Raw genomic sequence first — 21,589 nt, forward strand, 5'->3', positions numbered from 1 at the left:
GTCGGCCAACGCCCCTCCTCCGCAAGGAAAGAGGGGCGTTGCCCCGGTCAGACCCGCCACGGTCAGCCCTGGACCACCGTCTGGCGCTGGGTGCCGAGCCCCTCGATGCCCAGTTCCACCACATCGCCGGCCTTCAGGAAGACCTGCGGCTTCCGCCCCATGCCGACGCCGGGCGGGGTGCCGGTGGAGACGATGTCGCCCGGCTGAAGGCTCATGAAGCGCGACAGGTAGGACACCAGATAGCGGACGCCATAAACCATCGTGGCGCTGCTGCCGTCCTGATACCGCTGGCCATTGACCTCCAGCCACATCTTGAGGGCCTGCGGATCCGCGATCTCGTCGCGGGTCACCAGCCAGGGGCCGGTCGGGCCGAAGCTGTCGCAGCTCTTGCCCTTGGTCCACTGGCCCTGCCGTTCGATCTGGAAGGCGCGTTCGGACACGTCGTTGACGATGCAATAGCCGGCGACATGGTCCATCGCCTCGTCTTCCGAGACGTATTTGGCGGTCTTGCCGATGACGAAGGCCAGCTCGACCTCCCAGTCGGTCTTCTCGGAGCCGCGCGGCAGCTCGATCGGGTCGTTCGGCCCGACGATGGCGCTGGTCGCCTTCATGAAGATGATCGGCTCCGGCGGCACCGCCATCCCGGTCTCCGCCGCATGGTCGGAGAAGTTCAGGCCGATGCAGACCATCTTGCCGACCTGCCCGACGCAGGGGCCGAGGCGCGGCGTCCCCTCCACCAGCGGCAGCGTCGCCGGGTCGATCGCCCGCAGCCGGTCCAGCCCGTCCGGCAGCAGGGTGGTGCCGGCGATGTCGCCGACCTGGGCCGACAGGTCGCGGATGCGGCCGTCGGCATCCAGAAGGCCCGGCTTTTCCTGGCCCGGCGGGCCGTAACGCAGCAGTTTCATGAAACCCTTCCTGAAAAACGGAGGTTGGAACGGGAGCCGGCCGGAGGAGCCGGCCCGGCAGGATCGTCGCGGACGATCAAGGCGGACCATCACGGGGCCGCGCCAACAAAATGTAGCATTGCTTCACGGGCGGGTCGACAATCCGGCATATCTGTAGTAAAACTACATTCGTTTCCCCCGTCCTTTCGGCAGCCGCACCGGCCACCCCCATGCTGGACACGATCGTCTCCTCCCTCGACAGCCTCCGCCGCGCGGAAGCGGCGGTGGCGCGCTCGGTGCTGGCCGATCCGGAGGCCGCGGTGCGCGACAGCCTGGCCCAGCTGGCCGGCAAGGCGGGGGTCAGCGAGCCGTCGGTGCTGCGCTTCTGCCGTTCGACCGGCTTCGGCGGCTTCCAGGAATTCAAGATCGCGCTGGCCCAGCATCTGGCGGCCGCCGCCGCGCGGGAGGAGGCCGGCGAGCGCCCGACCCCGCTGGTGCGCGACCTCGCCCCCGGCGACAGCGTCGCCAGCGCGGCGGAAAAGGTGCTGAACCGCTCGATCGACGCGCTGGTGCGCCTGCGCGGCCGGCTCGACACCAACGCCCTGGAGCGCGCCGCCGCCGCGCTGGCGCGGGCCGGGCGGGTGCAGATCGTCGGTGTCGGCGCCTCGGGCACGGTGGCGCTGGACGCCCACCACAAGCTGTTCCGCCTGTTGCCGCAGGTCAGCGCCAGCACCGACGCCCATCTCCAGGCGATGGCGGCGGCGACGCTCGGCCCAGGCGACGCCCTGCTGGCGATCTCCAAGACCGGGACCAGCGACGAGATCTTCGACGTCGCCGCCATCGCCCGCGACGGCGGGGCGACGGTGATCGCCATCACCGCGTCGGCGACCCCGCTGGCCGAACGCGCCGACATCCGCCTGACCGTCGATGTCGACGAGGACACCGCCGTCCACACCCCGATGGCCTCGCGCCTGGCCCAGCTCGCGCTGGTCGACGCGCTGACCGTCGCCGTCGGATTGCAGGCGCCGCCCGGCCTCGACCGCCGTCTCGCCCGCATCAAGGCGGTGCTGGCCGGGCACCACCGCGTGCCCGAGCGGCCCGTCGCCGTTTCCCCCCTCCCCCGCAAGACCTCCCTCCGGGAAAATTCCCAAAGGCAAACCTCCGAGGAATCCTGATGTCCGCCACCCAGACCCCCGCCGAAATCCTCGACCAGCTCGTCGCCTATGGCGTCGTCCCGGTCATCCGCAACAGCTCCGCCGATCTGGCCCGCACCGCCGTGACCTGGCTGCGCGAAGCCGGCTACGGCACCTTCGAGATCACCATGACCACCCCCGGCGCCGTCGGCCTGATCGAGGAGCTGTCGGCGGCGGGTGGCGCCCTGATCGGCGCCGGCACGGTCCTGACCCCCGCCGCCGTCGCCGACGTGGTGAAGGCCGGCGCCCGTTACGTCGTGTCGCCCTGCGTCGTGCCGAAGGTGGCCGCCGCCTGCCGCGACCATGGCGTCGCCTGCCTGATGGGCGCCCTGACCCCCACCGAGGTGCATGCCGCCATCTCCGCCGGCGCCGACGCCATCAAGATCTTCCCGGCCTCCACCGTCGGCCCGGCCCACATCAAGGCGCTGAAGTCGGTCTTCCCCGGCGTGCGCTTCGTCCCCACCGGCGGCATCGACGCCACCACCGTCGCCTCCTATGTCGCGGCCGGGGTGGCCTGCGTCGGCGCCGGCGGCAAGCTGGTCGACGAGGGGCTGGTCAAGAAGGGCGACCGCGAGGCCATCCTCGCCGCCGGACGCCAGCTGATGGACGCCTACCGCGCCGCCAAGGCGGCCTGAGGCCGGAGCGGGGTGGGGGTGGGGACCGCCTCCCCCACCCCACCGCCCGATCGACCAACCGGCCGCCCGGCCAGCCGACACATCCCAGCAATGCCCGACCATTTTGCGCGACTTTTCACGCCCGCCCTTGACGGGCGCGGCGCTTTGCCCACATAAGTCTTCATAGAAACATCAAGGACTTTCGGCGGTTTGCCGTCCGACTTCCCCGCCTTCACATCCGACCAGCCGTCCGACGGCCGCCGCATGGCGCCTCCGGCAAGGTCTCCCACCCATGACGGACCCCGCATCGACGAGCGATGCACGCCGTCCGGCAGCGTCGAATGCCGGCTTTTACGAGACGTACGACAGAGGCATGACATTTGATTCACGGCGGCGCCGGATGGCGCCGAACAACCGCGCACGCAACCAGCGTCCGCGTGAGGACTTCGACGGCGCCCGCCCGCCCGTCAGCGCGGCGCATGGCGGCGGCCCCACCGGCCCGGTTCCGGGCAAGGACGAGATCCTGTTCCTTCCGCTGGGCGGCTGTTCCCGCATCGGCATGAACATGGCGCTCTACGGCCATGCCGGCAAATGGCTGATCGTCGATGCCGGCGTCGCCTTCGTCGGCGACGAGATGCCCGGCATCGACAGCCTGATGGCCGATCCGACCTTCATCGAGGAGCGGATGCAGGACGTCGTCGGGCTGGTGGTGACCCACGCGCACGAGGATCATATCGGCGCGATCCATCACCTGTGGCCGCGCCTGCGCTGCCCGATCCATGCCAGCCCCTTCGCCTCGCACATCATCCGCGAGCGGTTGAAGGAAAAGGGCGCGCATCGCGCCGCCAAGGTGCAGACCTTCGAGATCGGCGACACGCTGACCATCGGTCCCTTCCGGATCGAGACCATCGCCGTCACCCATTCGATCCCCGAACCGATGTCGCTGGCGATCCGCACGGCGGCCGGCACGGTGCTGCACACCGGTGACTGGAAGTTCGACCCCGATCCGCTGATCGGCCGCACCACCGATTTCCGGGCGCTGAAGCGGCTGGGCGACGAGGGGCTGCTCGCCATGATGTGCGACAGCACCAACGCCGACGTTCCCGGTTCGACCGGGTCGGAGGCCGACGCCCGCGCCGGCCTGATGGCGGCCTTCGCCGGCCGGTCGGGCGCCATCGCGGTGACCGGCTTCGCCTCCAACGTCGCCCGCATGACCGCGGTGGCGGAAGCGGCGGCGGCGGTCGGGCGCAAGGTGGTTCTGGTCGGCCGCTCCATGCTGCGCATGGAGAAGGCGGCGCAGGCCTGCGGCTATCTCGACCATGTGCCGGAATTCATGGATGTCCGCGAGGCGTCCTGGACCCCGCGTGAGAATCTGGTCTTCCTGTGCACCGGCAGCCAGGGCGAGGAACGGGCGGCGCTGAGCCGTCTGGCCCGCAACGAGCATCGCGACCTCTGGCTGGAAGAGGGCGACACCGTCATCTTCTCCGCCCGCACCATCCCCGGCAACGAGGAGGCGCTGGCGGAAATCCATGAGCACCTGCGCGGCATGGGGGTGGAGATCGTCACCCCGGCCGACGCGCCGGTCCATGTCTCCGGCCACCCGAAACGCGACGACCTCGCCCGCATGTATGGGCTGGTGCGTCCCCGCTTCGCCGTGCCGGTCCATGGCACCATCGAGCATATGGAGGCCCACGCCCGCCTCGCCCGTTCCTGCGGCGTCGAACGCGCCCTGGTGCCGGAGGACGGCGACATCCTGCGCATCGCGAAGGAGGGCACCCGCGTGATCGCCCATATCGAGCCCAAGCGCCTCGCCAACACCGGACGGGAGCTGATCTCCTGGGTTCCCCCCGCCGCGCAAGCGGAAGCGGAACGGGTCGCGGCCTGACCGCCTGCGCGTCCTGGACATGCAAAAGCGAACGGGTCCCGTGGGATGTCCCACGGGACCCGTTCGCTTTTTACACCGGAACCCTCATTCCGCCGGGGTGGCGACCATCGGCACCTCGATGGCGCGGGTTTGCAGCAGGTCCTTCCACTTCCTGAGCGCGGCGATCAGGATGACGAAGCCCAGCGCCAGCATGATGATCGAGATGCCGGCGTTGAAGGGGTTGTAGCCCTTGGACGCCGTGTTCAGATAGACGTTGGCGATCATCCAGTAGCCGGCGGCGTTCACCGTGACGAACAGGTAGGCCAGCGGGATCAGGCAGGTCAGCATATAGACCCGCTTCTGGGCCAGCCGCAGGATGATGGTGGCGCCGATGATCAGGCCGACCGAGGCCATCAGCTGGTTGGACACGCCGAACAGGGCCCAGACCGAGTTGATGTCGCCCGACGTCAGCAGATAACCCCAGGCGACGCAGGCGATGACGCTGGCGATGATCGATCCGGGAACCCAGTCCAGCCGCTTCATCGGGGCATAGAGGTCACCCAGCAGATCCTGGATCAGGTAACGGGCGACGCGGGTGCCGCTGTCCACCGCGGTCAGGATGAACACCGCCTCGAACATCACGACGAACTGGAAGAAGTAGGAGGCGAGGCTGTTGAACCACGGCACGCGGGTGAAGATCTCGGTCATGCCGACCGCCAGCGTCACAGCGCCTCCGGTGCGGCCATAGAGGTCGAGGCCGATGTCCTGGCTCAGCCGCGGCAGGTCGACGACGTCCATGCCCAGGGCCTTGAAGGCGGCCGGCGCCGAGTTGATGGCGAAGTAGTCGGCCGGATGCAGCGAGGTGGCGGCGATCAGCGCCATGACGCCGACCAGGCATTCCGCCAGCATGCCGCCGAAGGCCACCGGGCGGATGTCGCTCCACTTGTCGATCAGCTTGGGCGTGGTGCCCGAGCCGATGAAGGCATGGAAGCCGGAGATGGCGCCACAGGCGATGGTGATCGAGATGAAGGGCCAGACCGGGCCGTTCAGCACCGGGCCGCCGCCATGGATGAAGTCGGTCAGGGCGGGAAAGCGGATCTCGGGGTTGATGAAGACGACGCCGACGACCAGCGCCCCAAACACGCCGATCTTCATGAAGCTCGACAGATAGCCGCGCGGGGTCAGCAGCATCCACACCGGCAGCGCCGTGGCGAAGAAGGCGTAGACCGGCAGGGCGACGGCCACGGTTTCGGCATGCAGCGTCAGCCAGTCGCCCAGCATCGTGCCCTGGATGTAGGGGCCGGCGAAGACCGAGGCGGCGATGGCGGCGATGCCGACCTGGGTGGCGCCCTTGGACGAGCCGGTGACACGCTCATAAAGGCCGAGCGCGATGGCGATGGGGATCGTCATGAACACCGCGAAGGTGCCCCAGGCGTTGCGTTCCAGGGCATGGACGACGACCATCGACAGGCCGGCCATGGTGATGGTGATGATGAACAGCATCGCCAGACCGGTGCACCAGCCGGCCACCGGGCCGAGTTCGACCTTGGCGACCTCGGACAGCGACTGTCCCTTGTGCTTCATCGAGGCGAACAGCACGACGGTGTCATGCACCGCACCGCCGATGACGCAGCCGATCAGCAGCCACAGGAAACTCGGCAGATAGCCGAACTGGGCGGCCAGCACCGGGCCGACCAGCGGGCCGGCGGCGGCGATGGCGGCGAAATGCTGGCCGGCATTCACCCATTTCTTGGTGGGTACATAATTCTTGCCGTCCTCCAGCAGGTGGGACGGGGTGACTTCCGAATCGTCGGCACGGAGAACCTTGCGCACGAAGAACACGCCATAGAAGCGGTAGCAGAGCGCAAGAATGCAGAGTGTCGCGATCACAAAGGTTAGGGCGTGATCCATGACGGCTCTCCTGAAAGGGACCTGCCCCAGGGTCTACGCCGCCCGCGTAAGGTCGTGTGGGTGAATACCGCGAGCGGCGGCCGGGACGTGGCGAGCGGTCTCCGGGCGGGGGCGAGCGGCGCCGCTCAAGCCCCGGAATGCGCCGCTCGAACCGCCAGACCGCCGCTCGCGGGGAAGCGGACCATCGCATGCCACGGCGGCGCTATGGTGGGACGTCCCACATCGCCACTCCCGCCAGAGCCTCCCCGATGAGCACGCCCCGCCCCCGCACCCCGCTGCACCAGACGCTCGCCAACCTGCGCCGGCTGTTCAACGACGATTCCTATGAACGCTACCGCGAGGCCCAGGCACGGATCGCTCCGGACGAGCCGCTGCTTGACCGTCAGGCGTTCCAGGCACGGCAAATCCTGATGACGCTGGGGCGTGGCTGCTGCGGCCGGTAGGGTGAACCGGTGAACACCCCCCCGAAAGCGGTTCCACCCTGTTCCACCCCCAGCCCTCAGCCCATCCCGAGCCGCTCCTTCAGCGCGCCCAGGAAGCGCCGGCTGACCGGCACCGCATGGCCGCCGATGGTCTGGATCTCCGCCAGCCCACCATCGGCGAAGCGGATTTCCCGGATGCGCTCGGGATTGACCAGATACTGGCGGTGGCAGCGGAACAGCTGGCTCTTTTCCTGGATGGTGTGCAGGGTCAGCTCGGTGAAGCGCTCCTGCCCGTCCTCCCCCACCACATAGACCCCGGCGGGGCGGGAGACGACATATTCCACATCGGCCAGCTTCATCAGGGTGATGCGGTTGACGCCGGTGCAGGGGATGTGACGCAGTTCCGCCGCTCCCGGCAGCACGGCGACCTCCTGCGGGGCGCGCTGGCGGCGCAGGCGCTGCAACGTCTTCTCCAGCCGCGCCGGATCGGCCGGCTTCAGCAGATAGTCGAAGGCGTGCTCCTCGAAGGCCTGGACGGCATAGTCGTCATGGGCGGTCAGGAAGACGATGCGCGGCATCCGTTCGGGATCCAGCATGCCCAGCATCTCCAGCCCGCTGACCCGCGGCATCTGGATGTCGAGGAAGACGATGTCGGGTGCCTGCCGGTTGATGGCGCCGATCGCCTCGATGGCGTTGGCGCATTCGCCGACGATGCGGATGTCGGCGGCCTCCTCCAGCATCCGGCGCAGCTCCTCGCGCGCCAGCGGCTCGTCATCGACGATCAGGACGGTCATGGCGGGGGGCGTGGCGGGGGACATCGCAGGGGGCATCATGCGGGCACCGCTTCCTCAAGAGGCAGACGCAGGGTGACGCGGGTGAAGGCATCGGGATCGCAGGCGATGGAGACGCCATAGGCGTCACCGTAGCGGTTGCGGATGCGGCGGTCGACGATGGTCATTCCCAGCCCGTCGCCGCCCGGCTTGGCCTCATAGAGCCCGGCATTATCCTCCACCGACAGCAGCAAATCGCCACCCTCGCGCCGGGCGGCGATGCGCACCCGCCCGTCCTCCAGCAGTTGCGCCGTGCCGTGCTTGATCGCGTTCTCGACCAGCGGCTGGAGCGAGAAGGCCGGCAGCCGGGCGGAACGCAACCCGTCCGGCACGTCGATCTCCACCGCCAGCCGGCCGGTGAAGCGGGCCAGCTCGATCTGGAGATAGGCGTTCACATGCTCCACCTCGTCGCCCAGCGTCGCCGTCTCGCTCGGGCGCTTCAGGTTCTTGCGGAAGAAGGTGGACAGGTTCTGCACCAGCTGGCGCGCCCGTTCCGGATCGTTGCGGATGACGGCGGAGATGGTGTTCAGCGCATTGAACAGGAAATGCGGGTTGACCTGGGCATGCAGCAGCTTGATCTCCGACTGCGCCAGCAGCGCCTTCTGCTGCTCGTAGCGCCCGGCCAGGATCTGGTTGGACAGCAGCCGCGCCACCCCCTCCCCCAGCGTGCGGTTGATGGTGGAGAAGATCTTGGTCTTCGGCTCATACAGCTTGATGGTGCCGATCACCCCGCCCTCCTCCCCGACCAACGGGATCACCAGCGCCGCCCCCAGCCGGCAGCTCGGGCTGATCGAGCAGCGATAGGCCACCTCGTTGCCGTCGGCATAGATGACCTGATTGTTGGCGATGGCCTGATGGGTCTGGGGCGAGCTGATCGGCGTGCCCGGCAGATGATGGTCGTCGCCCATGCCGATGAAGGCCAGCAGCTTCTCGCGGTCGGTGATGGCGACGGCGCCGACGCCGGTCTCCTCGAAGATGATGCGGGCGACACGGGTGCTGTTCTCGCTGTTGAAGCCGCCGCGCAGCACCCCGTCGCAGCGCGCGGCGATCTTCAGCGCCTTGGCGGAAAAGGCGCTGGACTGCTTCTCGTCCAGCACCCGGCGTTCCAGCAGGATGCGCATGAACAGGGCCGCCCCCAGCGTATTGGCGACGATCATCGGCGCCGCCACCACCTCCACCAGATGCAGTGCCGCCTCGAAGGGGCGGGCCACCGCCAGGATGATCAGCATCTGCACCAGTTCCGCCAGGAAGGTGACGGCGCCGACGCGCAACGGGTTGAACAGCGGCTCGATCCGCCCGTGGCTGATCATGTGGCGGTGGACCAGCCCGCCGATCAGCCCCTCCGCCATGGTGGAGATGGCGCAGGCCAGCGCCGACATGCCGCCCAGCGAATAGCGGTGCAGTCCCCCGGTCAGCCCGACCGCCAGCCCCACCGACGGCCCGCCGAAAATGCCGCCCAGCACCGCCCCGATGGCGCGGGTGTTGGCGATGCTGTCGTCGATGTGCAGGCCGAAATAGGTCCCCATGATGCAGAAGATCGAGAAGATCACATAGCAGGCCAGCTTGTGCGGCCAGCGCACCGTCACATGGGTCAGCGGCAGGAACAGCGGCGTCCGGCTCATCAGATAGGCGATCACCAAATAGACGCACATCTGCTGAAGCAGGGAGAGGACCAGGGTGAAGGGCTCGGGAAGCATGGCGGTTTTCCAGCGGCGGCATTTGGACGGCCTTGGGCGGCCCAGATGCCCGCCATCCTACACCGGCCGGATCCCGCCGCCGATGGGACATCCTTTCACCCCGCCGCCACCCCTCACCGTTTCGGCGCCGGATGCAGCGCCGCCGGCGCCGGGGTCACCGACCGGCGCATCGCCACCTCCCACTCGCTCAGGGTGACGAAGCGCAGGCCACGCCTCCCCCCCTCCTCCAGAATCGCCGGCAGGGCCGCCACGCTCGCCGCCTTGGTGCTGTGCATCAGCACGATCGCCCCCGGCACCAGCCGCTCGGTGATCCGCCGGCGGATGACGTCGGGACCGGTGTCCTTCCAGTCCTGGCTGTCGGCGGTCCACAGCACCGTCGCCATGCCGTGATGACGGGCCAGCGCCGCCAGCGCGTCGTCGACATCGCCATAGGGCGGCCGGAACCAGGCCGCCGTCACGCCGACCGACGCCAGCGCCTGTTCCGCCTGCGCCAGGTTCCACTCGCGCTCGGCCGGCTTCAGGTCGGTGGTCATCGGATGGGTCTGGGTATGGCTGCCGACCTCGTTGCCCGACGTCGCGACCAGCCGGGCGATCTCGCGATGCTCGGGGATCTTGGCGCCGATGTAGAAGAAGGTCGCCTTCGCCCCATGCGCCCGCAGGATGTCGAGGATGCGCGGATCGTTGGCGTCGGGCCCGTCGTCGATGGTCAGCGCCACCACCCTGGCCGAGGGCAGCGTCAGATCGACCTGGGCGAGGTCGAGATCCGATCCGGGAATCAGATGCCGGGTCACGAAGGGGGCGGCGCCATGGGTGGCGGCATAGCTGCGCTGTCCGGCCAGGGCGGAAACCGGCAGGGCGAACAGGGCGGCAGCCAGCCCCAGCGGCAGGACGGCGCGGCGGAACGGGGTCATCATCGCGGTGGCACTTGGGAAAGGTCGGAGCCACCCTTCCCTTCGATAGGGGTAGGGCCGGCGGATGCCCGAGCTTTGCGCCCACCCGCCGCGATGGACAAGCGATTTATTGCGGATCCTCCGGCGAGCGGGGGCGGGGAGCGGAGGCCGGCGAGGCCCCGCTCCGGTGCGGTAAGATCTACAGTGTCGCCAGCGCCGCGCTCAGATCATGCAAGCTGTCGATGGTGGGGGTGCCGTCCGGGAAGGGATGCCCGCCGGACCGGTCGCGCACGCCAACGAAGGGTAGCGACAGTTCCGCCGCCGCCGCGTAATCCTGAACGGCGTCGCCGACGAAGGCGACGCGGTCCGCCCGGAAGCCATGGCGGGCCAGCAGCATCGCCGCCGTTTCCGCCTTGCGTGGCGGGCTGCCGTGAACCGACACGAAATGGTGGGCCATGCCCCGCCCGGCGACGATCCGCAGCATCTCCTGGTGCGGTGTCGCGGAGATGATGAACAGGGGTGGGCGGTCGGCATGCGCCGCCAGAAAAGCCGCGGCGCCGGGAATTTCGGCGCAGCCGACCACCGCCTGCTCCACCGCGGCGGCGAAGGCATCGACCAGCCGGTCGAGCCGCTCCGGTTCAATGTCGCGGCCAAGCACCTCGCGCTCGAAGCGCATCAGCTTCTCCCGCCGGGCCATGCCGCCATTGGCGCGGTGATAGGCGTGGATGGCGGCCTGAACCTCCGGCCCCTCGTCGGCGTAGAGAGTGACGAAGGCCTCGCCCTTCAGGCCGTTGGAATCGGCCAGCACGCCGTCGAAGTCGAACAGGATCGCGTCCCAGCGACGGTGCAACATGCCGCTCATCCCGCGAACCGATCCTTGAAACGCTCGCGCAGGAGGTTCTTCTGCACCTTGCCCATGGCGTTGCGCGGCAGTTCGTCGAGGAAGGTCACCGCCTTCGGCACCTTGAAGTTGGCCAGCCGCTCCTTGCAGGCGGCGATCACCGCCGTCTCGTCGACACCATCCCCGGCAGCACCCGGCCGGCGCAGGACGACCGCCATCACCGCCTCGCCGAAATCGGGATGGGGAACGCCGATCACCGCCGATTCCACCACGCCGGCGATGGCGTCGATCACCGTCTCGACCTCCTTGGGATAAACGTTGAAGCCGCCGGAGATCACCAGATCCTTGGCCCGGCCGATGATGTGGACATAGCCGCGCCCGTCGATCCTGCCGACATCGCCGGTAATGAACCAGCCGCCGGGCCGGATTTCCTGCGCCGTCTTCTCCGGCATCCGCCAATAGCCCGAAAAGACGTTCGGCCCCTTGACCTCCAGCACGCCGATCCCGCCCTCGGGAACCGGCTCGCCGCTCTTCTCGTCGGCGACCCGCACCGACACCTCGGGCAACGGAAAGCCGACGGTGCCGGGAATGCGCTCGCCGTCCAGCGGGTTGGAGGTCAGCATCCCGGTCTCCGTCATGCCGTAACGCTCCAGGATGGCCTGACCGGTGCGCTCGGCGAACTCCCGGTGGGTGTCGGCCAGCAGCGGGGCGGAGCCGGAGATGAACAGCCGCATATGCGCCGTCGCCTCCGCCGTCAGGCGCGGGTCGGCCAGCAGGCGGGTGTAGAAGGTCGGCACCCCCATCATCACGGTGGCGCGCGGCAGCAGGCGGAACACGGCGTCGGCGTCGAATTTCGGCAGGAACAGCATGGCGCCGCCGTTCATCAGCACGCAGTTGGTGGCGACGAACAGGCCGTGGGTGTGGAAGATCGGCAGGGCGTGCAGCAGCAGGTCGTCAGGGCGGAAGCCCCAGATGCGATGCAGGGTGGCGGCGTTGGCGGACAGGTTGCGGTGGCTCAACATCGCCCCCTTCGACCGCCCGGTGGTGCCGGAGGTATAGAGGATCGCCGCCAGATCGTCCGCCGCGCAAGCCACCGTCTCGAAGGCCGGATCCAGCCCAGCCGCCCGCTCCGTCAGGCTGCCGTCACCGTCGGCGCCCAGCGTCAACAGCGTGCCCACCCCGGCCGCCGCCGCGGTGTCGGCCAGCATCGCCTCCTTGTCCGGCGCGCAGACGAACAGCCTGGGTTCGGCATCGCCAAGGAAATAGGCGACCTCCGCCTTGGTGTAGGCGGTGTTCAGCGGCAGATAGGCCGCCCCGGCGCGCAGGCAGGCGAGATAGAGAAAGACCGCCTCCGCCGATTTCTCCACCTGGACGGCGACGCGGTCGCCCTTGACCACGCCCAGCCCGGTCAGCAGCCGGGCATAGCGGCCGCTGATCTCCATCAGGTCGCGATAGCTGTAGCGACGGCCGGACTCCAGCTCGATGAAGAGGCTGTCGGCGGTGTCGGGAAAGCGTGCGGCGGCGATGTCGAAGAAATTCTCGGTCATTCTCATCTGAACCCAGGGAAACGGTTTGCCCATCATACACCGCGGCGGGGCAGGGATGCAGCGGTACGGGGCCGCAGGCCGGGAGGGAAGCCGGGGCGGAATGGCGATGTGGGACGTCCCACATCGCCCGCATCATTTCGGGCGAGAGATAGAAAGCCACCACAGCCAGAAGGACATGCCGCCACCATGACGAGCCCTATTTCCTGAAAATGCGAGTCACGACGTATTAGCAGTGGAAACTCCCAGGATGCTTGCGTAAGCAGGAGTCACAAAGCGGGAAAATCATTAATCGAAAACAACTTTTTACCCGCGTCCCCACCCCGGCCACAGCGCCGGACGATACAGGAGACGGAACGAATGAGCGCCAAGGACCCCAACGCCACAGAGCCCGGCCAGACTCCCCCCTGCTTCGATTGCGCGACCGACGCCACCGGGCGTCTGGACGAGATGTTCATCGTCATGGGCCAGATGAAGAACATCGCGCTGGGCCAGAAGCCGGCGCAACGCGAGGTGTTCCGCAAGCTGCATGGAGCCGCCCATGGCCGGCTGGTGATGGACCCGAAACGGCCGGAGGCTCTGCGCGTCGGTGTCTTCGCCAAGGATGAACTGCCGGCCTGGATGCGCTTTTCCAGCGACACCAGCCCAACCGCCCCCGACCTAGGTTCCACGCTCGGCATCGGCCTGAAGGTCTGGGGCGTCGACGGGGTCAACGCGCTGGGCGAGACCGGCGACGTCGCCGATTTCATCATGCAGAACTATCCGGTCTTCTTCGTCGACAACGCACAGGAGATGTGCGAGTTCACCTATGCCGGAATCGTCCAGAACGACTATCCCGGCTATCTCGCCAAGCATCCCAAGACCAACGACATTCTGAACGCCATGTCGGCCCAGGTCGATGGCAGCGTGCTGACCACCCAATATTGGGCGATCCTGCCCTTCGCCTTCGGCCCCGACCATTACGCCAAATACGCCCTGGTGCCGGAAGTGCCGCCGCCCGGCCATCCGGCGGTCAATGTCCCGACCGACGACAACAACTATCTTGCCACCGACCTCGCCAACCGGCTGCGGGACGACGAATACCGCTTCACCTTCATGGTGCAGGTGGTGCCGAAAAGCGCCGGCTATCCGCTCGACAAGGCGACGGAGGAATGGCCGACCGACACATATCCCTATCAGCCGGTGGCGACGCTGATCCTGCCCAAACAGGATGTCTCGGCCCGCGGCCAGGGCGATTACGGGCAGGAGTTGGCCTTCAACATCTGGCGCACCCCGGTGGAGCAGACGCCGCAGGGCAGCATCGCCGCGGCGCGCAAGGTCGTCTACAACCATGGCGCCGATGTCCGCCATCAGGCCAACGGCCAGCCGCTGGAACAGCCGCTGGTGCCGCGCACCCCGGCGCCGGCGCCGCCCAAGGATGACTGCATCGTCAAGGCGGTGATCTATCCCCCCATCGGCGTCGCCCGCATCGGCAACGCGCCCAAGGGCCATGTCGTCGGCCCCGAGGTGCCGAACCCGAAGCCGCTGATGGCCAGCGACGACCCGGCGCGGAACCCCTATCGCGATGCCGAGGGCCGGCTCCTGCCGCAGGCGGCGCGCTTCCGCATCTATGGCGTCAACGCCCTGGGGCGGATCGTGCGCGAGCTGTCGGCTCCCGACAGCGGCGCCGACATCACGTGGAAGGTCCATCTCGCCAACAAGAAATCGGCCTGGTACGGCTTCCAGCTGGCGCTCGACATTCCCGAGGCGGCGTCGGCCGACCCGACCACCTTGCGCAACCCGACCGTCTCCGACCGCGAGGCGCTGGTGCTCGACGCCGGCGAACAGGCGATCCATGCCGGCCATGGCAAGCAGAGCCGCAAGCTGACCGCCGGCAAGTTCATGCATCAGGGCGAGCCGGTCTATCTCGGCCGCATGTGGTGCGAGGAGGGCGACAAGCGCCTGCTGGTCACCGGCGGTCGCGGCTTCTCCGCCTCCTACAACGGTACCAAGGCGATCACCTTCGGCAACAACGAGGGCTGGCACGACGATACCTCCGACGGGCCGGTCGATGCCGTCGTCAAGCTGAACGGCATGGAACTGCCCGTCACCCCCGCCTGGATCGTGGTGGCCCCGCCCAATTACGGACCGCAGCGCAAGTCGGTCCGCACCATGTGGGATCTGATGCGCGACGTGTCGATCCAGGCCAAGACCCTGCCCAAGCCGGCGCGCCCCTCCTTCACCAACGACATCTATCCGGTGTTCGAGCGGATGACCGGCCTGCAATGGGTCAATGCCGGCTTCGCCGCCGGGTTCGGCTGGCGCTCGGCCAACGACTTCACCAAGCCGGACTGGATCGAGCGGCTGAACGACCGCAGCCTCGCCAACCAGGAAACCCGGCGGGTGCTGAAGAACTCCTTCCGGCACGACAGCGTCGACAGCTGGTCGCCGATGCCCTGGCCCTGGGTCTATGGCGACGCGATGAACGTCCCGCCGGCCCAGACCCCGCGCCAATACACATCGCTGACCCAGACCCAGCTCGGCTTCCTCGACCAGTGGGTCGCCGGCGATTTCGACGATGATTGGGGCAAGGTTCCGGTCTACACCGAGTTCGACCAGGTCCCGCTGGAAGAGCAGGGCGAGGTCCTGACCCGCGCCGCGCTGGAGTTCTGTCTGGCGGACGCCTTCCATCCCGGCTGCGAGATGACCTGGCCGGTGCGCGCCTCCACCATGTACATGGAGCCGTTCCGCTTCGCCCATGCGCCCAAGGGCTGGATCGAGCCGGGCATGGGCGCCATCCTGTCGAGCGACACGGTGACCATTCCCAATGGTCCGCTCTATGGCCAGCTTCCGGGCGGCATCACCCGCTGGATGGCGGTGCCGTGGCAGACCGACACCGGCAGCTGCCGGTCGGGCTACGACGCCAGCTATGACCCCAACGTCCCCACCTTCTGGCCGGCCCGCGTCCCCAACGAGGTGCTGACCCGGGAAAACTACGCCCTGGTGATGGATGCCACCCAGCCGGCCCAGGTGCGTCTGGCCGCCTTCGCCAACCGCGCCGCCTGGGTGGCGCCGCTGGGGACGGGCAGCTACACCGACCAGATCAACAACATGATCCATCACTTCGATCATCTCGGCGTGGTCGAGGTCAATCCCGGCCCGACCGATCCGGAAGGGGCCAAGCTGTTCCCGCCGCTGATCGAGGTGGAGGACCAGCACATCCCCATCCCCGACGAGGATGACACCGTCGATGCCAAGGCGGTGCGGGCCGCCCACCACACCCTGACGACCAGGACGCCGGGGCCGACCGGCGGGGGAGGAGGCTTGCGGGCGACCCAGCCGGTCGATCTCAGCCGGATCGACAAGGTCCGCCGCTTCCCGCGCGGGCTGCGGTGAACAAAAGCGGTGTGATGGCGGTCGAGGCGGATGCGATCGTGGTCGGGGCGGGCCCCGCCGGGGCCGCCTTCGCCCTCAACCTCGCACCGCTGCACCGGGTGCTGGTGCTGGACCGGCGGGACGGTCCAGCCACCCGCATCGGCGAATCGCTGGCCCCGGCCGCCCGCCGGCTGCTGACCGACATGGGCCTGTGGGACGCCTTCCTGGCGGAAGGCCATTCCCCCTGCCATGGCGGCCGTTCGGTCTGGGGCGGCCCGCAGCCGGTGGAGGCCGACAATTTGCGCGACCTCGACGGGCCGGGCTGGCATCTCGACCGTGGCCGTTTCGATCAGTGGCTGCGCCGGCTGGCGGCATCGCGCGGTGCCGCCCTGCTGGTTCCGGCCCAGCCGCTGACGGTGGAGCGGGACGGGGAAGGCTGGCGGCTGGGGCTGGACGCCGGCGGACGCCACATCCCCGTGCGCGCCCGCCTGCTGGTCGATGCCGGCGGGCGCGGCTCGCCGCTGGCCAGGCGCCTCGGCGCCCGGCGGACGGTGTCGGACCGGCTGGTCTGCGGCTGGGTCCATGGCCAGGACGCTCCCGCCCGCCAGTCCGGCTTGACCTGGATCGAGGCGGAAGCCGACGGCTGGTGGTACAGCGCCCCGTTGCCGGAGGGCCGCCGTGTGGTCGCCTTCCACACCGACGCCGACCTGCCGGCCGCCGCCGACGCCCGCGATGTCTCCTCGCTGCTGCGTCGGCTGTCGGGCTGTTCCATGCTTTCGGACGCGTTGCGCGCCTGCGGTTTCGAAGCGGAAGGGCAGGGCGGCTTCTGCGCCGCCCACAGCAGCAGCCTGTCACCCGCCTCGGGCGATGGCTGGCTGGCGGTCGGCGACGCGGCGCTGGGTTTCGACCCGCTGTCGTCTCAGGGCATCTTCAACGCGCTCTATACCGGATTGGCCGCGGCGGAGGCCGCCGACCGCCACCTGTCCGGCGACACCGGCGCGCTGCCCGGCTACGCCGCCGGCCTTGCGCCGATCCGCGACGCCTACCGCGCCCATCTGCATGCTTGGTACGGCTTGGAACGCCGCTGGCGGGACCGTCCATTCTGGCGCCGGCGCCTTGAAATCCCCCTCTCCCCCCGAGGAGAGGTGATGTGGGACGTCCCACATCACAGCGAATAATCCCCGAGCTCCCGCACCAGATCCACCAGCGCCCGCAGCCCCAACGGCAAATGACGTCGGCCCGGATAATAGAGGCACAGGCCGGGGAAGGGCGGCGTCCAGTCCTCCAGCACGCGCAGCAGCCGCCCGGCGGCGATGTCCTCGGCGACATGCCATTCCGCCAGATAGCCCAGCCCCAACCCGCCGCGAACCGCGTCGAGCATCAGATTGGGATCGTCCAGGATCAGCGGGCCGGTCCCGTCGATGGCGACCGTTTCGCCACGACGCTCGAACTCCCAGCGATAGAGGGCGCCGCTCGGCAGGCGGCTGCGGATGCAGCGATGCCCGGCGAGGTCGGCCGGGGTCCGCGGCATGGAGCGGCCGGCGAAATAGTCCGGCGTTCCGACGACGGCGAAGCGCAGGTCGGGACCGAGCGGGACGGCGATCATATCCTGCGGCACCTGCTCGGCCAGCCGGATGCCGGCATCGAAGCCTTCCAGCACGATGTCGACCAGCTTCCCTTCGGTGACGATGTCCACCGTCATCCCGGGATAACGGCGCAGATACTCCAGGATGACCGGCTTCATGATCATCCGCGCCGCGCCGGACGAGCCGTTGATGCGCAGCGTTCCCGCAGGCGCGGTCCGATGCTCGGACAACCGGTCGATCGCGGCGCGGATATCGCGCAGGGCCGGGGCGGTATCGGCGACGAACTGTTCCCCCGCCTGCGTCAACGCCACGCTGCGCGTCGTGCGGTGGAACAGCCGCACCCCCAGCCGCGTCTCCAGCGCCGCGATGGCATGGCTGAGGGCCGAGCGCGACATCCCGAGTTCCGCCGCCGCCGCCCGAAAGCCGCGATGACGGGCGACGGCCTGCACCGCCTCCAGCTCCGCCAGTCCGGATATTTCCATTGTCCTGACCTGCTCACCGATTCATGCGGGATTGTCCATCTTATCACCCGACAGCCCGCGTGCCACCTGAATGGCGAACCACCCAACAGCCATTCCGGGACAGGCATCATGCAGGACATCGACACCATCTCCATCGACGGCCGCTTCGTCACCCCGCATGGGACGGAGCTGTTCGACCTTCACAACCCGGCGACCGGCGCCGTCACCGGCCGCGTCCGCCTTGCCGACGAGGAGGACGCCCATGCCGCCGTCGCCGCCGCCAAACGCGCCTTTCCGGCCTTTTCCCGGACCGGCGGGGCGGAGCGCATCGCCATGCTGAACCGGTTGGCCGACGCCGTCGCCGACCGGCGCGGCGACCTGCTCGACGCCGTGGTCGAGGAATATGGCGCCCCGGTCTCACGCGCCGCCTTCATGGTCGATCATCCGGTGAACGTCTTGCGCGACACCGCCGGGCTGCTGGCCGACTATCCCTTCGTCAGGCGGATGGGAACGGCCGAGGTCAGGATGGAGCCGCTCGGCGTCGCCGGGTTGATCACGCCGTGGAACAGCAACGCCGGCTTCATCTGCGGCAAGCTCGCCGCCGCCATCGCCGCCGGCTGCACCGCGGTGATCAAGCCCAGCGAGATGAGCGCCCGCCAGACGCGGATCGTGACCGAGGCGCTGCATGCCGCCGACCTGCCGCCCGGCCTGTTCAACATCGTCACCGGGCGCGGCGACCGGGTGGGGGCGGCCATCTCCAGCCATCCCGATGTCGCCAAGCTCTCCTTCACCGGCTCCACCGCCACCGGCAAGGCGATCCTGCGCGCGGCGGCCGACACGCTGAAGCGGGTGACACTGGAGCTGGGCGGCAAGTCGCCGACCGTCATCCTCGACGATGCCGACCTGGCCCGGGCGATCCCGCTGGCGGTCGACGCCGCCTTCATGAACAGTGGTCAGGCCTGCATCGCCGGCACCCGCCTGCTGGCTCCGCGCAGCCGCCTCGCCGAGATCGAGGCGCTGGCAAGGGCGGCGGTCGAGATGGTGCGCGCCGGCGATCCCCGCGACCCGGCGACCATGATCGGCCCGATGGTCAGCCGGACCCAGTGGGAGCGGGTGCAGCGCTACATCCGCATCGGGGTGGAGGAGGGCGCCGTCCTGCTGGCCGGCGGGGAAGGGCGGCCGGACGGGCAACCGGAATTTTCCGGCGGCTGGTTCGTGCGGCCGACCCTGTTCACCGCCGTCCGCAACGACATGACCATCGCCCGCGAGGAGATCTTCGGGCCGGTGCTCTCCATCATCCCCTACGGGGATGAGGAGGAGGCGGTCGCCATCGCCAACGATACCGTCTATGGCCTCCAGGCCTATGTGCTGTCGGGCGACGTCGGCCGCGCCCGCCGGGTGGCGGAGCGCATCGTCGCCGGCCGCGTGCTGATCAACAGCCTGGCCCACGACCCGAAGGCACCCTTCGGCGGCTTCAAGCAGTCCGGCATCGGCCGCGAATATGGCAGCTTCGGCCTCGACGCCTTCCTGGAACCGAAGGCGCTGCTGGGGGAGGGCGTTTAGGCGCCCGCTTCCCCATCCAGGATCGCGTCGATCTCGGCCCGCAGCCGCAAAAGCCGGTCGCGGCTGTCGGCGTCGAGGTGGCGGCGCCGCTCGCGCACCACGGCCACATCGCGCAGGATCCGCGCCACGCTGGCCTGGAGGGTCCGCACCGCCTCCCCGGCGTCCGGCTCCGGCGCAGCCGCGTCCGTGGCCCCGCCCTGGGCATGCTCGCGCTTGGCCTGCCGCACCGCCTTGACGCTCGCCCCCTCCTTGGCGCGTTTCCACAGCTGCGCATGCAGCTCCGCCGGGGCGGCGGCGATCTCGATCATCACCGAGCGCGAGACATGGGCGAACCGCGTCGCATATTCCTCCCGCATCTCCGCCGGCAGGCCCATGATCGCCAGCAGCTTGGTGACGTCGGTGCGGTCGCGCCCGACGACGGCGGCCAGCTCGTCATGGGTGTAGCCGTGCTTGTCGATCAGCCGGGCCAGCGCCGCCGCATATTCCACCGCGTTCAGGTCGACGCGCTGGACATTGTCGATCAGCCCGATCTCATCGGGATCGCCGGACGTCAGGATGGCGAAGACCGTCTTGCGACCCAGCATCTCATGCGCGCGCACCCGCCGCTCGCCGCCGATCAGCAGATACTCGCCCTGGGGCAGCGGACGCACCAGGATCGGGTTCTGCAACCCGTGACGCTCGATGGAGGCGGCCAGGCTGCGCAGCTCCGCCTCGTCGAAATGGCGGCGGGGCTGGTCCGGGTTGCGATGGACACGGGCGAGATCCAGCTCCACCACATGGGGGAAGCCGGCCGAGGTGCCGAACAGCCGGTCGCTGCCCACCGTCAGCCCGCCGGACATCACCCCCATCGGGACCCCCACCGGATCGCCGGCACCGCCCAGCAGTTCGCGGGTCTTGCGTTCGAACTTACGCGACATGCGGCATCTCCCGGGTCTGGGCATAGGCGCGGATCTGGCGCGCCACCTCACGGAAGGTGTCGGCCCCCGGCGCCTTGGGATCGCCGGCCAGCGTGATCATGCCGGCCGCCGCCGCCTTGCCATAGACCGTGGCGCGCGGGATGGGCTCGAACACCGGGACCTGATCGGCGTAGGATTCCATCAGCTCCTGCAAGGTCGCGCGGTCCTGGGTCAGCCGGTCGTTGTACATGGTCGGGATGATGCCGGCGATGCGCAGGGTCGGATTGACCCGGCGGCGGATGCGGCCGATGGTGTCGATCAGCCGCTTGACGCCGAGCAGGGCCAGCGCCTCCGTCTGCACCGGAACCACCACCAGCTCCGCCGCCGAGAGGGCGTTGGCGGTGACCAGCCCCAGATTGGGCGCGCAGTCCATCACCACGTAATCATAGGCGTGGCGAACCTCCTCCAGCTTTTCCCGCAGGATCAGCCCGCCGGTGGAATCCGCCGCCAGCTCGACATCGGCGTCGGCCAGCGACAGCCCGGCCGGCGCCAGATCCAGCCCGCGTTCCGCCGTCGGCATGATCACCGAGGTCAGCGGCTCCTCCGAGCGCAGCACATAATAAAGTGTCTTGCGCTGCTGCTCCAAGGCGACGATGGCGGCGTTGCCGATGCCGACATGGACGGTGGCGTTGCTCTGGGAATCGCAGTCGATCAGCAGCACCCGCGCCCCGCCCTCCGTCAGGGCATAGGCCAGGTTGACGGCGGTGGCGGTCTTGCCGACGCCGCCCTTCTGGTTGGCGACCGCCAGATATGTCGCGGAACGCGGACGCTCGTCCGCCTTGTGGCGGGTCAGGAAATCGACCAGCTGCTGCGGGATCCGCTCCGCCCCGCTTTCCCAGCGGCTGATCCGCGCCTTGGTGTAGCTGCGGCCGAGTTGCCCGTTCAGCCAGTCGGCGAACTGCGTCTGGTTCTCGCCGCGCCGCTCGCGCAGCTGGCGCATGTCGTCGCCCCCGCTCTTCACCGGCAGCATTTCCGTCAT

At 68.9% G+C, this 21,589-nt stretch carries 17 protein-coding genes; 7 read left to right on the forward strand and 10 right to left on the reverse strand.

Annotation, left to right across the window (positions count from 1 at the left end):
• Window positions 1-62: 62 nt before the first annotated feature.
• Window positions 63-905, reverse strand: coding sequence for a fumarylacetoacetate hydrolase family protein (locus AZL_RS32170; RefSeq protein ID WP_012978535.1), 843 nt, complete (start codon window positions 903-905; stop codon window positions 63-65).
• 209 nt (window positions 906-1,114) lie between these two features.
• On the opposite strand from AZL_RS32170, the gene AZL_RS32175 reads away from it, so the two are divergent.
• The 3 genes from AZL_RS32175 to AZL_RS32185 all read left to right on the forward strand — a co-directional run bounded on the left by AZL_RS32175 (window position 1,115) and on the right by AZL_RS32185 (window position 4,576).
• Complete coding sequence (locus tag AZL_RS32175; protein WP_012978536.1) at window positions 1,115-2,059, forward strand: MurR/RpiR family transcriptional regulator; 945 nt, start codon at window positions 1,115-1,117, stop codon at window positions 2,057-2,059.
• A complete protein-coding gene (locus tag AZL_RS32180) occupies window positions 2,059-2,712 on the forward strand; it encodes a bifunctional 4-hydroxy-2-oxoglutarate aldolase/2-dehydro-3-deoxy-phosphogluconate aldolase (RefSeq protein WP_012978537.1) in 654 nt (217 codons plus the stop codon). Before AZL_RS32175 ends, AZL_RS32180 begins: the two co-directional genes overlap by 1 nt.
• Window positions 2,713-3,064: 352 nt before the next feature.
• On the forward strand, window positions 3,065-4,576 hold the full coding sequence (locus AZL_RS32185; protein WP_247894560.1) for a ribonuclease J: 1,512 nt from the start codon (window positions 3,065-3,067) through the stop codon (window positions 4,574-4,576).
• 84 nt (window positions 4,577-4,660) lie between these two features.
• Here the strand turns inward: AZL_RS32185 and AZL_RS32190 are convergent, their stop codons facing one another.
• On the reverse strand, window positions 4,661-6,466 hold the full coding sequence (locus AZL_RS32190; protein WP_012978539.1) for a carbon starvation CstA family protein: 1,806 nt from the start codon (window positions 6,464-6,466) through the stop codon (window positions 4,661-4,663).
• A gap of 248 nt (window positions 6,467-6,714) precedes the next feature.
• On the opposite strand from AZL_RS32190, the gene AZL_RS32195 reads away from it, so the two are divergent.
• Window positions 6,715-6,909 (forward strand): hypothetical protein, encoded by a 195-nt coding sequence (locus tag AZL_RS32195; RefSeq protein WP_042446737.1) that lies wholly within the window; start codon window positions 6,715-6,717, stop codon window positions 6,907-6,909.
• A 56-nt stretch (window positions 6,910-6,965) separates the two neighbouring features.
• On the opposite strand, the gene btsR is transcribed toward AZL_RS32195, so the two are convergent.
• From btsR to AZL_RS32220, 5 genes are all read right to left on the reverse strand, one after another.
• Window positions 6,966-7,682, reverse strand: coding sequence for a two-component system response regulator BtsR (gene btsR / locus AZL_RS32200; RefSeq protein WP_012978540.1), 717 nt, complete (start codon window positions 7,680-7,682; stop codon window positions 6,966-6,968).
• A gap of 35 nt (window positions 7,683-7,717) precedes the next feature.
• Window positions 7,718-9,415 carry a LytS/YhcK type 5TM receptor domain-containing protein gene (locus AZL_RS32205; RefSeq protein ID WP_012978541.1) on the reverse strand — a complete coding sequence of 566 codons (1,698 nt, stop codon included), beginning with the start codon at window positions 9,413-9,415 and terminating at the stop codon, window positions 7,718-7,720.
• 113 nt (window positions 9,416-9,528) lie between these two features.
• On the reverse strand, window positions 9,529-10,329 hold the full coding sequence (locus tag AZL_RS32210) for a polysaccharide deacetylase family protein (RefSeq protein WP_012978542.1): 801 nt from the start codon (window positions 10,327-10,329) through the stop codon (window positions 9,529-9,531).
• Between the two features lie 175 nt (window positions 10,330-10,504).
• Window positions 10,505-11,167 carry an HAD family hydrolase gene (locus AZL_RS32215; RefSeq protein WP_012978543.1) on the reverse strand — a complete coding sequence of 221 codons (663 nt, stop codon included), beginning with the start codon at window positions 11,165-11,167 and terminating at the stop codon, window positions 10,505-10,507.
• Window positions 11,164-12,693: a malonate--CoA ligase gene (locus AZL_RS32220; RefSeq protein ID WP_012978544.1), complete on the reverse strand. Its 1,530-nt coding sequence runs from the start codon at window positions 12,691-12,693 to the stop codon at window positions 11,164-11,166. Before AZL_RS32220 ends, AZL_RS32215 begins: the two co-directional genes overlap by 4 nt.
• Window positions 12,694-13,050: 357 nt before the next feature.
• Between AZL_RS32220 and AZL_RS32225 the strand changes: the two genes are divergently transcribed.
• Window positions 13,051-16,065 (forward strand): LodA/GoxA family CTQ-dependent oxidase, encoded by a 3,015-nt coding sequence (locus AZL_RS32225; RefSeq protein ID WP_012978545.1) that lies wholly within the window; start codon window positions 13,051-13,053, stop codon window positions 16,063-16,065.
• Window positions 16,062-17,222 (forward strand): NAD(P)/FAD-dependent oxidoreductase, encoded by a 1,161-nt coding sequence (locus AZL_RS32230; protein ID WP_012978546.1) that lies wholly within the window; start codon window positions 16,062-16,064, stop codon window positions 17,220-17,222. Before AZL_RS32225 ends, AZL_RS32230 begins: the two co-directional genes overlap by 4 nt.
• Here the strand turns inward: AZL_RS32230 and AZL_RS32235 are convergent.
• Window positions 17,210-18,112, reverse strand: coding sequence for a LysR family transcriptional regulator (locus AZL_RS32235; RefSeq protein ID WP_012978547.1), 903 nt, complete (start codon window positions 18,110-18,112; stop codon window positions 17,210-17,212). The two genes, AZL_RS32230 and AZL_RS32235, sit on opposite strands and share 13 nt — an antisense overlap.
• A gap of 108 nt (window positions 18,113-18,220) precedes the next feature.
• Between AZL_RS32235 and AZL_RS32240 the strand changes: the two genes are divergently transcribed.
• Window positions 18,221-19,654, forward strand: a complete 1,434-nt coding sequence (locus tag AZL_RS32240; RefSeq protein ID WP_012978548.1) for an aldehyde dehydrogenase family protein — start codon at window positions 18,221-18,223, stop codon at window positions 19,652-19,654.
• Here AZL_RS32240 and AZL_RS32245 read toward each other — a convergent pair.
• Together AZL_RS32245 and AZL_RS32250 are read right to left on the reverse strand one after the other, a co-directional pair.
• Window positions 19,651-20,571 (reverse strand): ParB/RepB/Spo0J family partition protein, encoded by a 921-nt coding sequence (locus AZL_RS32245; RefSeq protein ID WP_052293825.1) that lies wholly within the window; start codon window positions 20,569-20,571, stop codon window positions 19,651-19,653. The genes AZL_RS32240 and AZL_RS32245 overlap by 4 nt on opposite strands.
• Window positions 20,561-21,589, reverse strand: coding sequence for an AAA family ATPase (locus tag AZL_RS32250; protein WP_012978550.1), 1,029 nt, complete (start codon window positions 21,587-21,589; stop codon window positions 20,561-20,563). The genes AZL_RS32245 and AZL_RS32250 overlap by 11 nt, the downstream gene beginning before the upstream one ends.

The sequence above is a fragment of the Azospirillum sp. B510 genome (assembly GCF_000010725.1).
In the GTDB taxonomy this organism is placed as follows: Bacteria; Pseudomonadota; Alphaproteobacteria; order Azospirillales; family Azospirillaceae; genus Azospirillum; species Azospirillum lipoferum_B.

Coding starts and splice junctions, on each gene's coding strand:
- AZL_RS32210 (WP_012978542.1), bottom strand. CDS start 10,329: ATGATGACCCCGTTCCGCCGCGCCGTCCTGCCGCTGGGGCTGGCTGCC.
- AZL_RS32240 (WP_012978548.1), top strand. CDS start 18,221: ATGCAGGACATCGACACCATCTCCATCGACGGCCGCTTCGTCACCCCG.
- AZL_RS32185 (WP_247894560.1), top strand. CDS start 3,065: ATGACATTTGATTCACGGCGGCGCCGGATGGCGCCGAACAACCGCGCA.
- AZL_RS32190 (WP_012978539.1), bottom strand. CDS start 6,466: ATGGATCACGCCCTAACCTTTGTGATCGCGACACTCTGCATTCTTGCG.
- AZL_RS32195 (WP_042446737.1), top strand. CDS start 6,715: ATGAGCACGCCCCGCCCCCGCACCCCGCTGCACCAGACGCTCGCCAAC.
- AZL_RS32225 (WP_012978545.1), top strand. CDS start 13,051: ATGAGCGCCAAGGACCCCAACGCCACAGAGCCCGGCCAGACTCCCCCC.
- AZL_RS32170 (WP_012978535.1), bottom strand. CDS start 905: ATGAAACTGCTGCGTTACGGCCCGCCGGGCCAGGAAAAGCCGGGCCTT.
- AZL_RS32215 (WP_012978543.1), bottom strand. CDS start 11,167: ATGAGCGGCATGTTGCACCGTCGCTGGGACGCGATCCTGTTCGACTTC.
- AZL_RS32180 (WP_012978537.1), top strand. CDS start 2,059: ATGTCCGCCACCCAGACCCCCGCCGAAATCCTCGACCAGCTCGTCGCC.
- AZL_RS32250 (WP_012978550.1), bottom strand. CDS start 21,589: ATGACGGAAATGCTGCCGGTGAAGAGCGGGGGCGACGACATGCGCCAG.
- AZL_RS32220 (WP_012978544.1), bottom strand. CDS start 12,693: ATGACCGAGAATTTCTTCGACATCGCCGCCGCACGCTTTCCCGACACC.
- AZL_RS32205 (WP_012978541.1), bottom strand. CDS start 9,415: ATGCTTCCCGAGCCCTTCACCCTGGTCCTCTCCCTGCTTCAGCAGATG.
- AZL_RS32175 (WP_012978536.1), top strand. CDS start 1,115: ATGCTGGACACGATCGTCTCCTCCCTCGACAGCCTCCGCCGCGCGGAA.
- btsR (WP_012978540.1), bottom strand. CDS start 7,682: ATGACCGTCCTGATCGTCGATGACGAGCCGCTGGCGCGCGAGGAGCTG.
- AZL_RS32235 (WP_012978547.1), bottom strand. CDS start 18,112: ATGGAAATATCCGGACTGGCGGAGCTGGAGGCGGTGCAGGCCGTCGCC.
- AZL_RS32245 (WP_052293825.1), bottom strand. CDS start 20,571: ATGTCGCGTAAGTTCGAACGCAAGACCCGCGAACTGCTGGGCGGTGCC.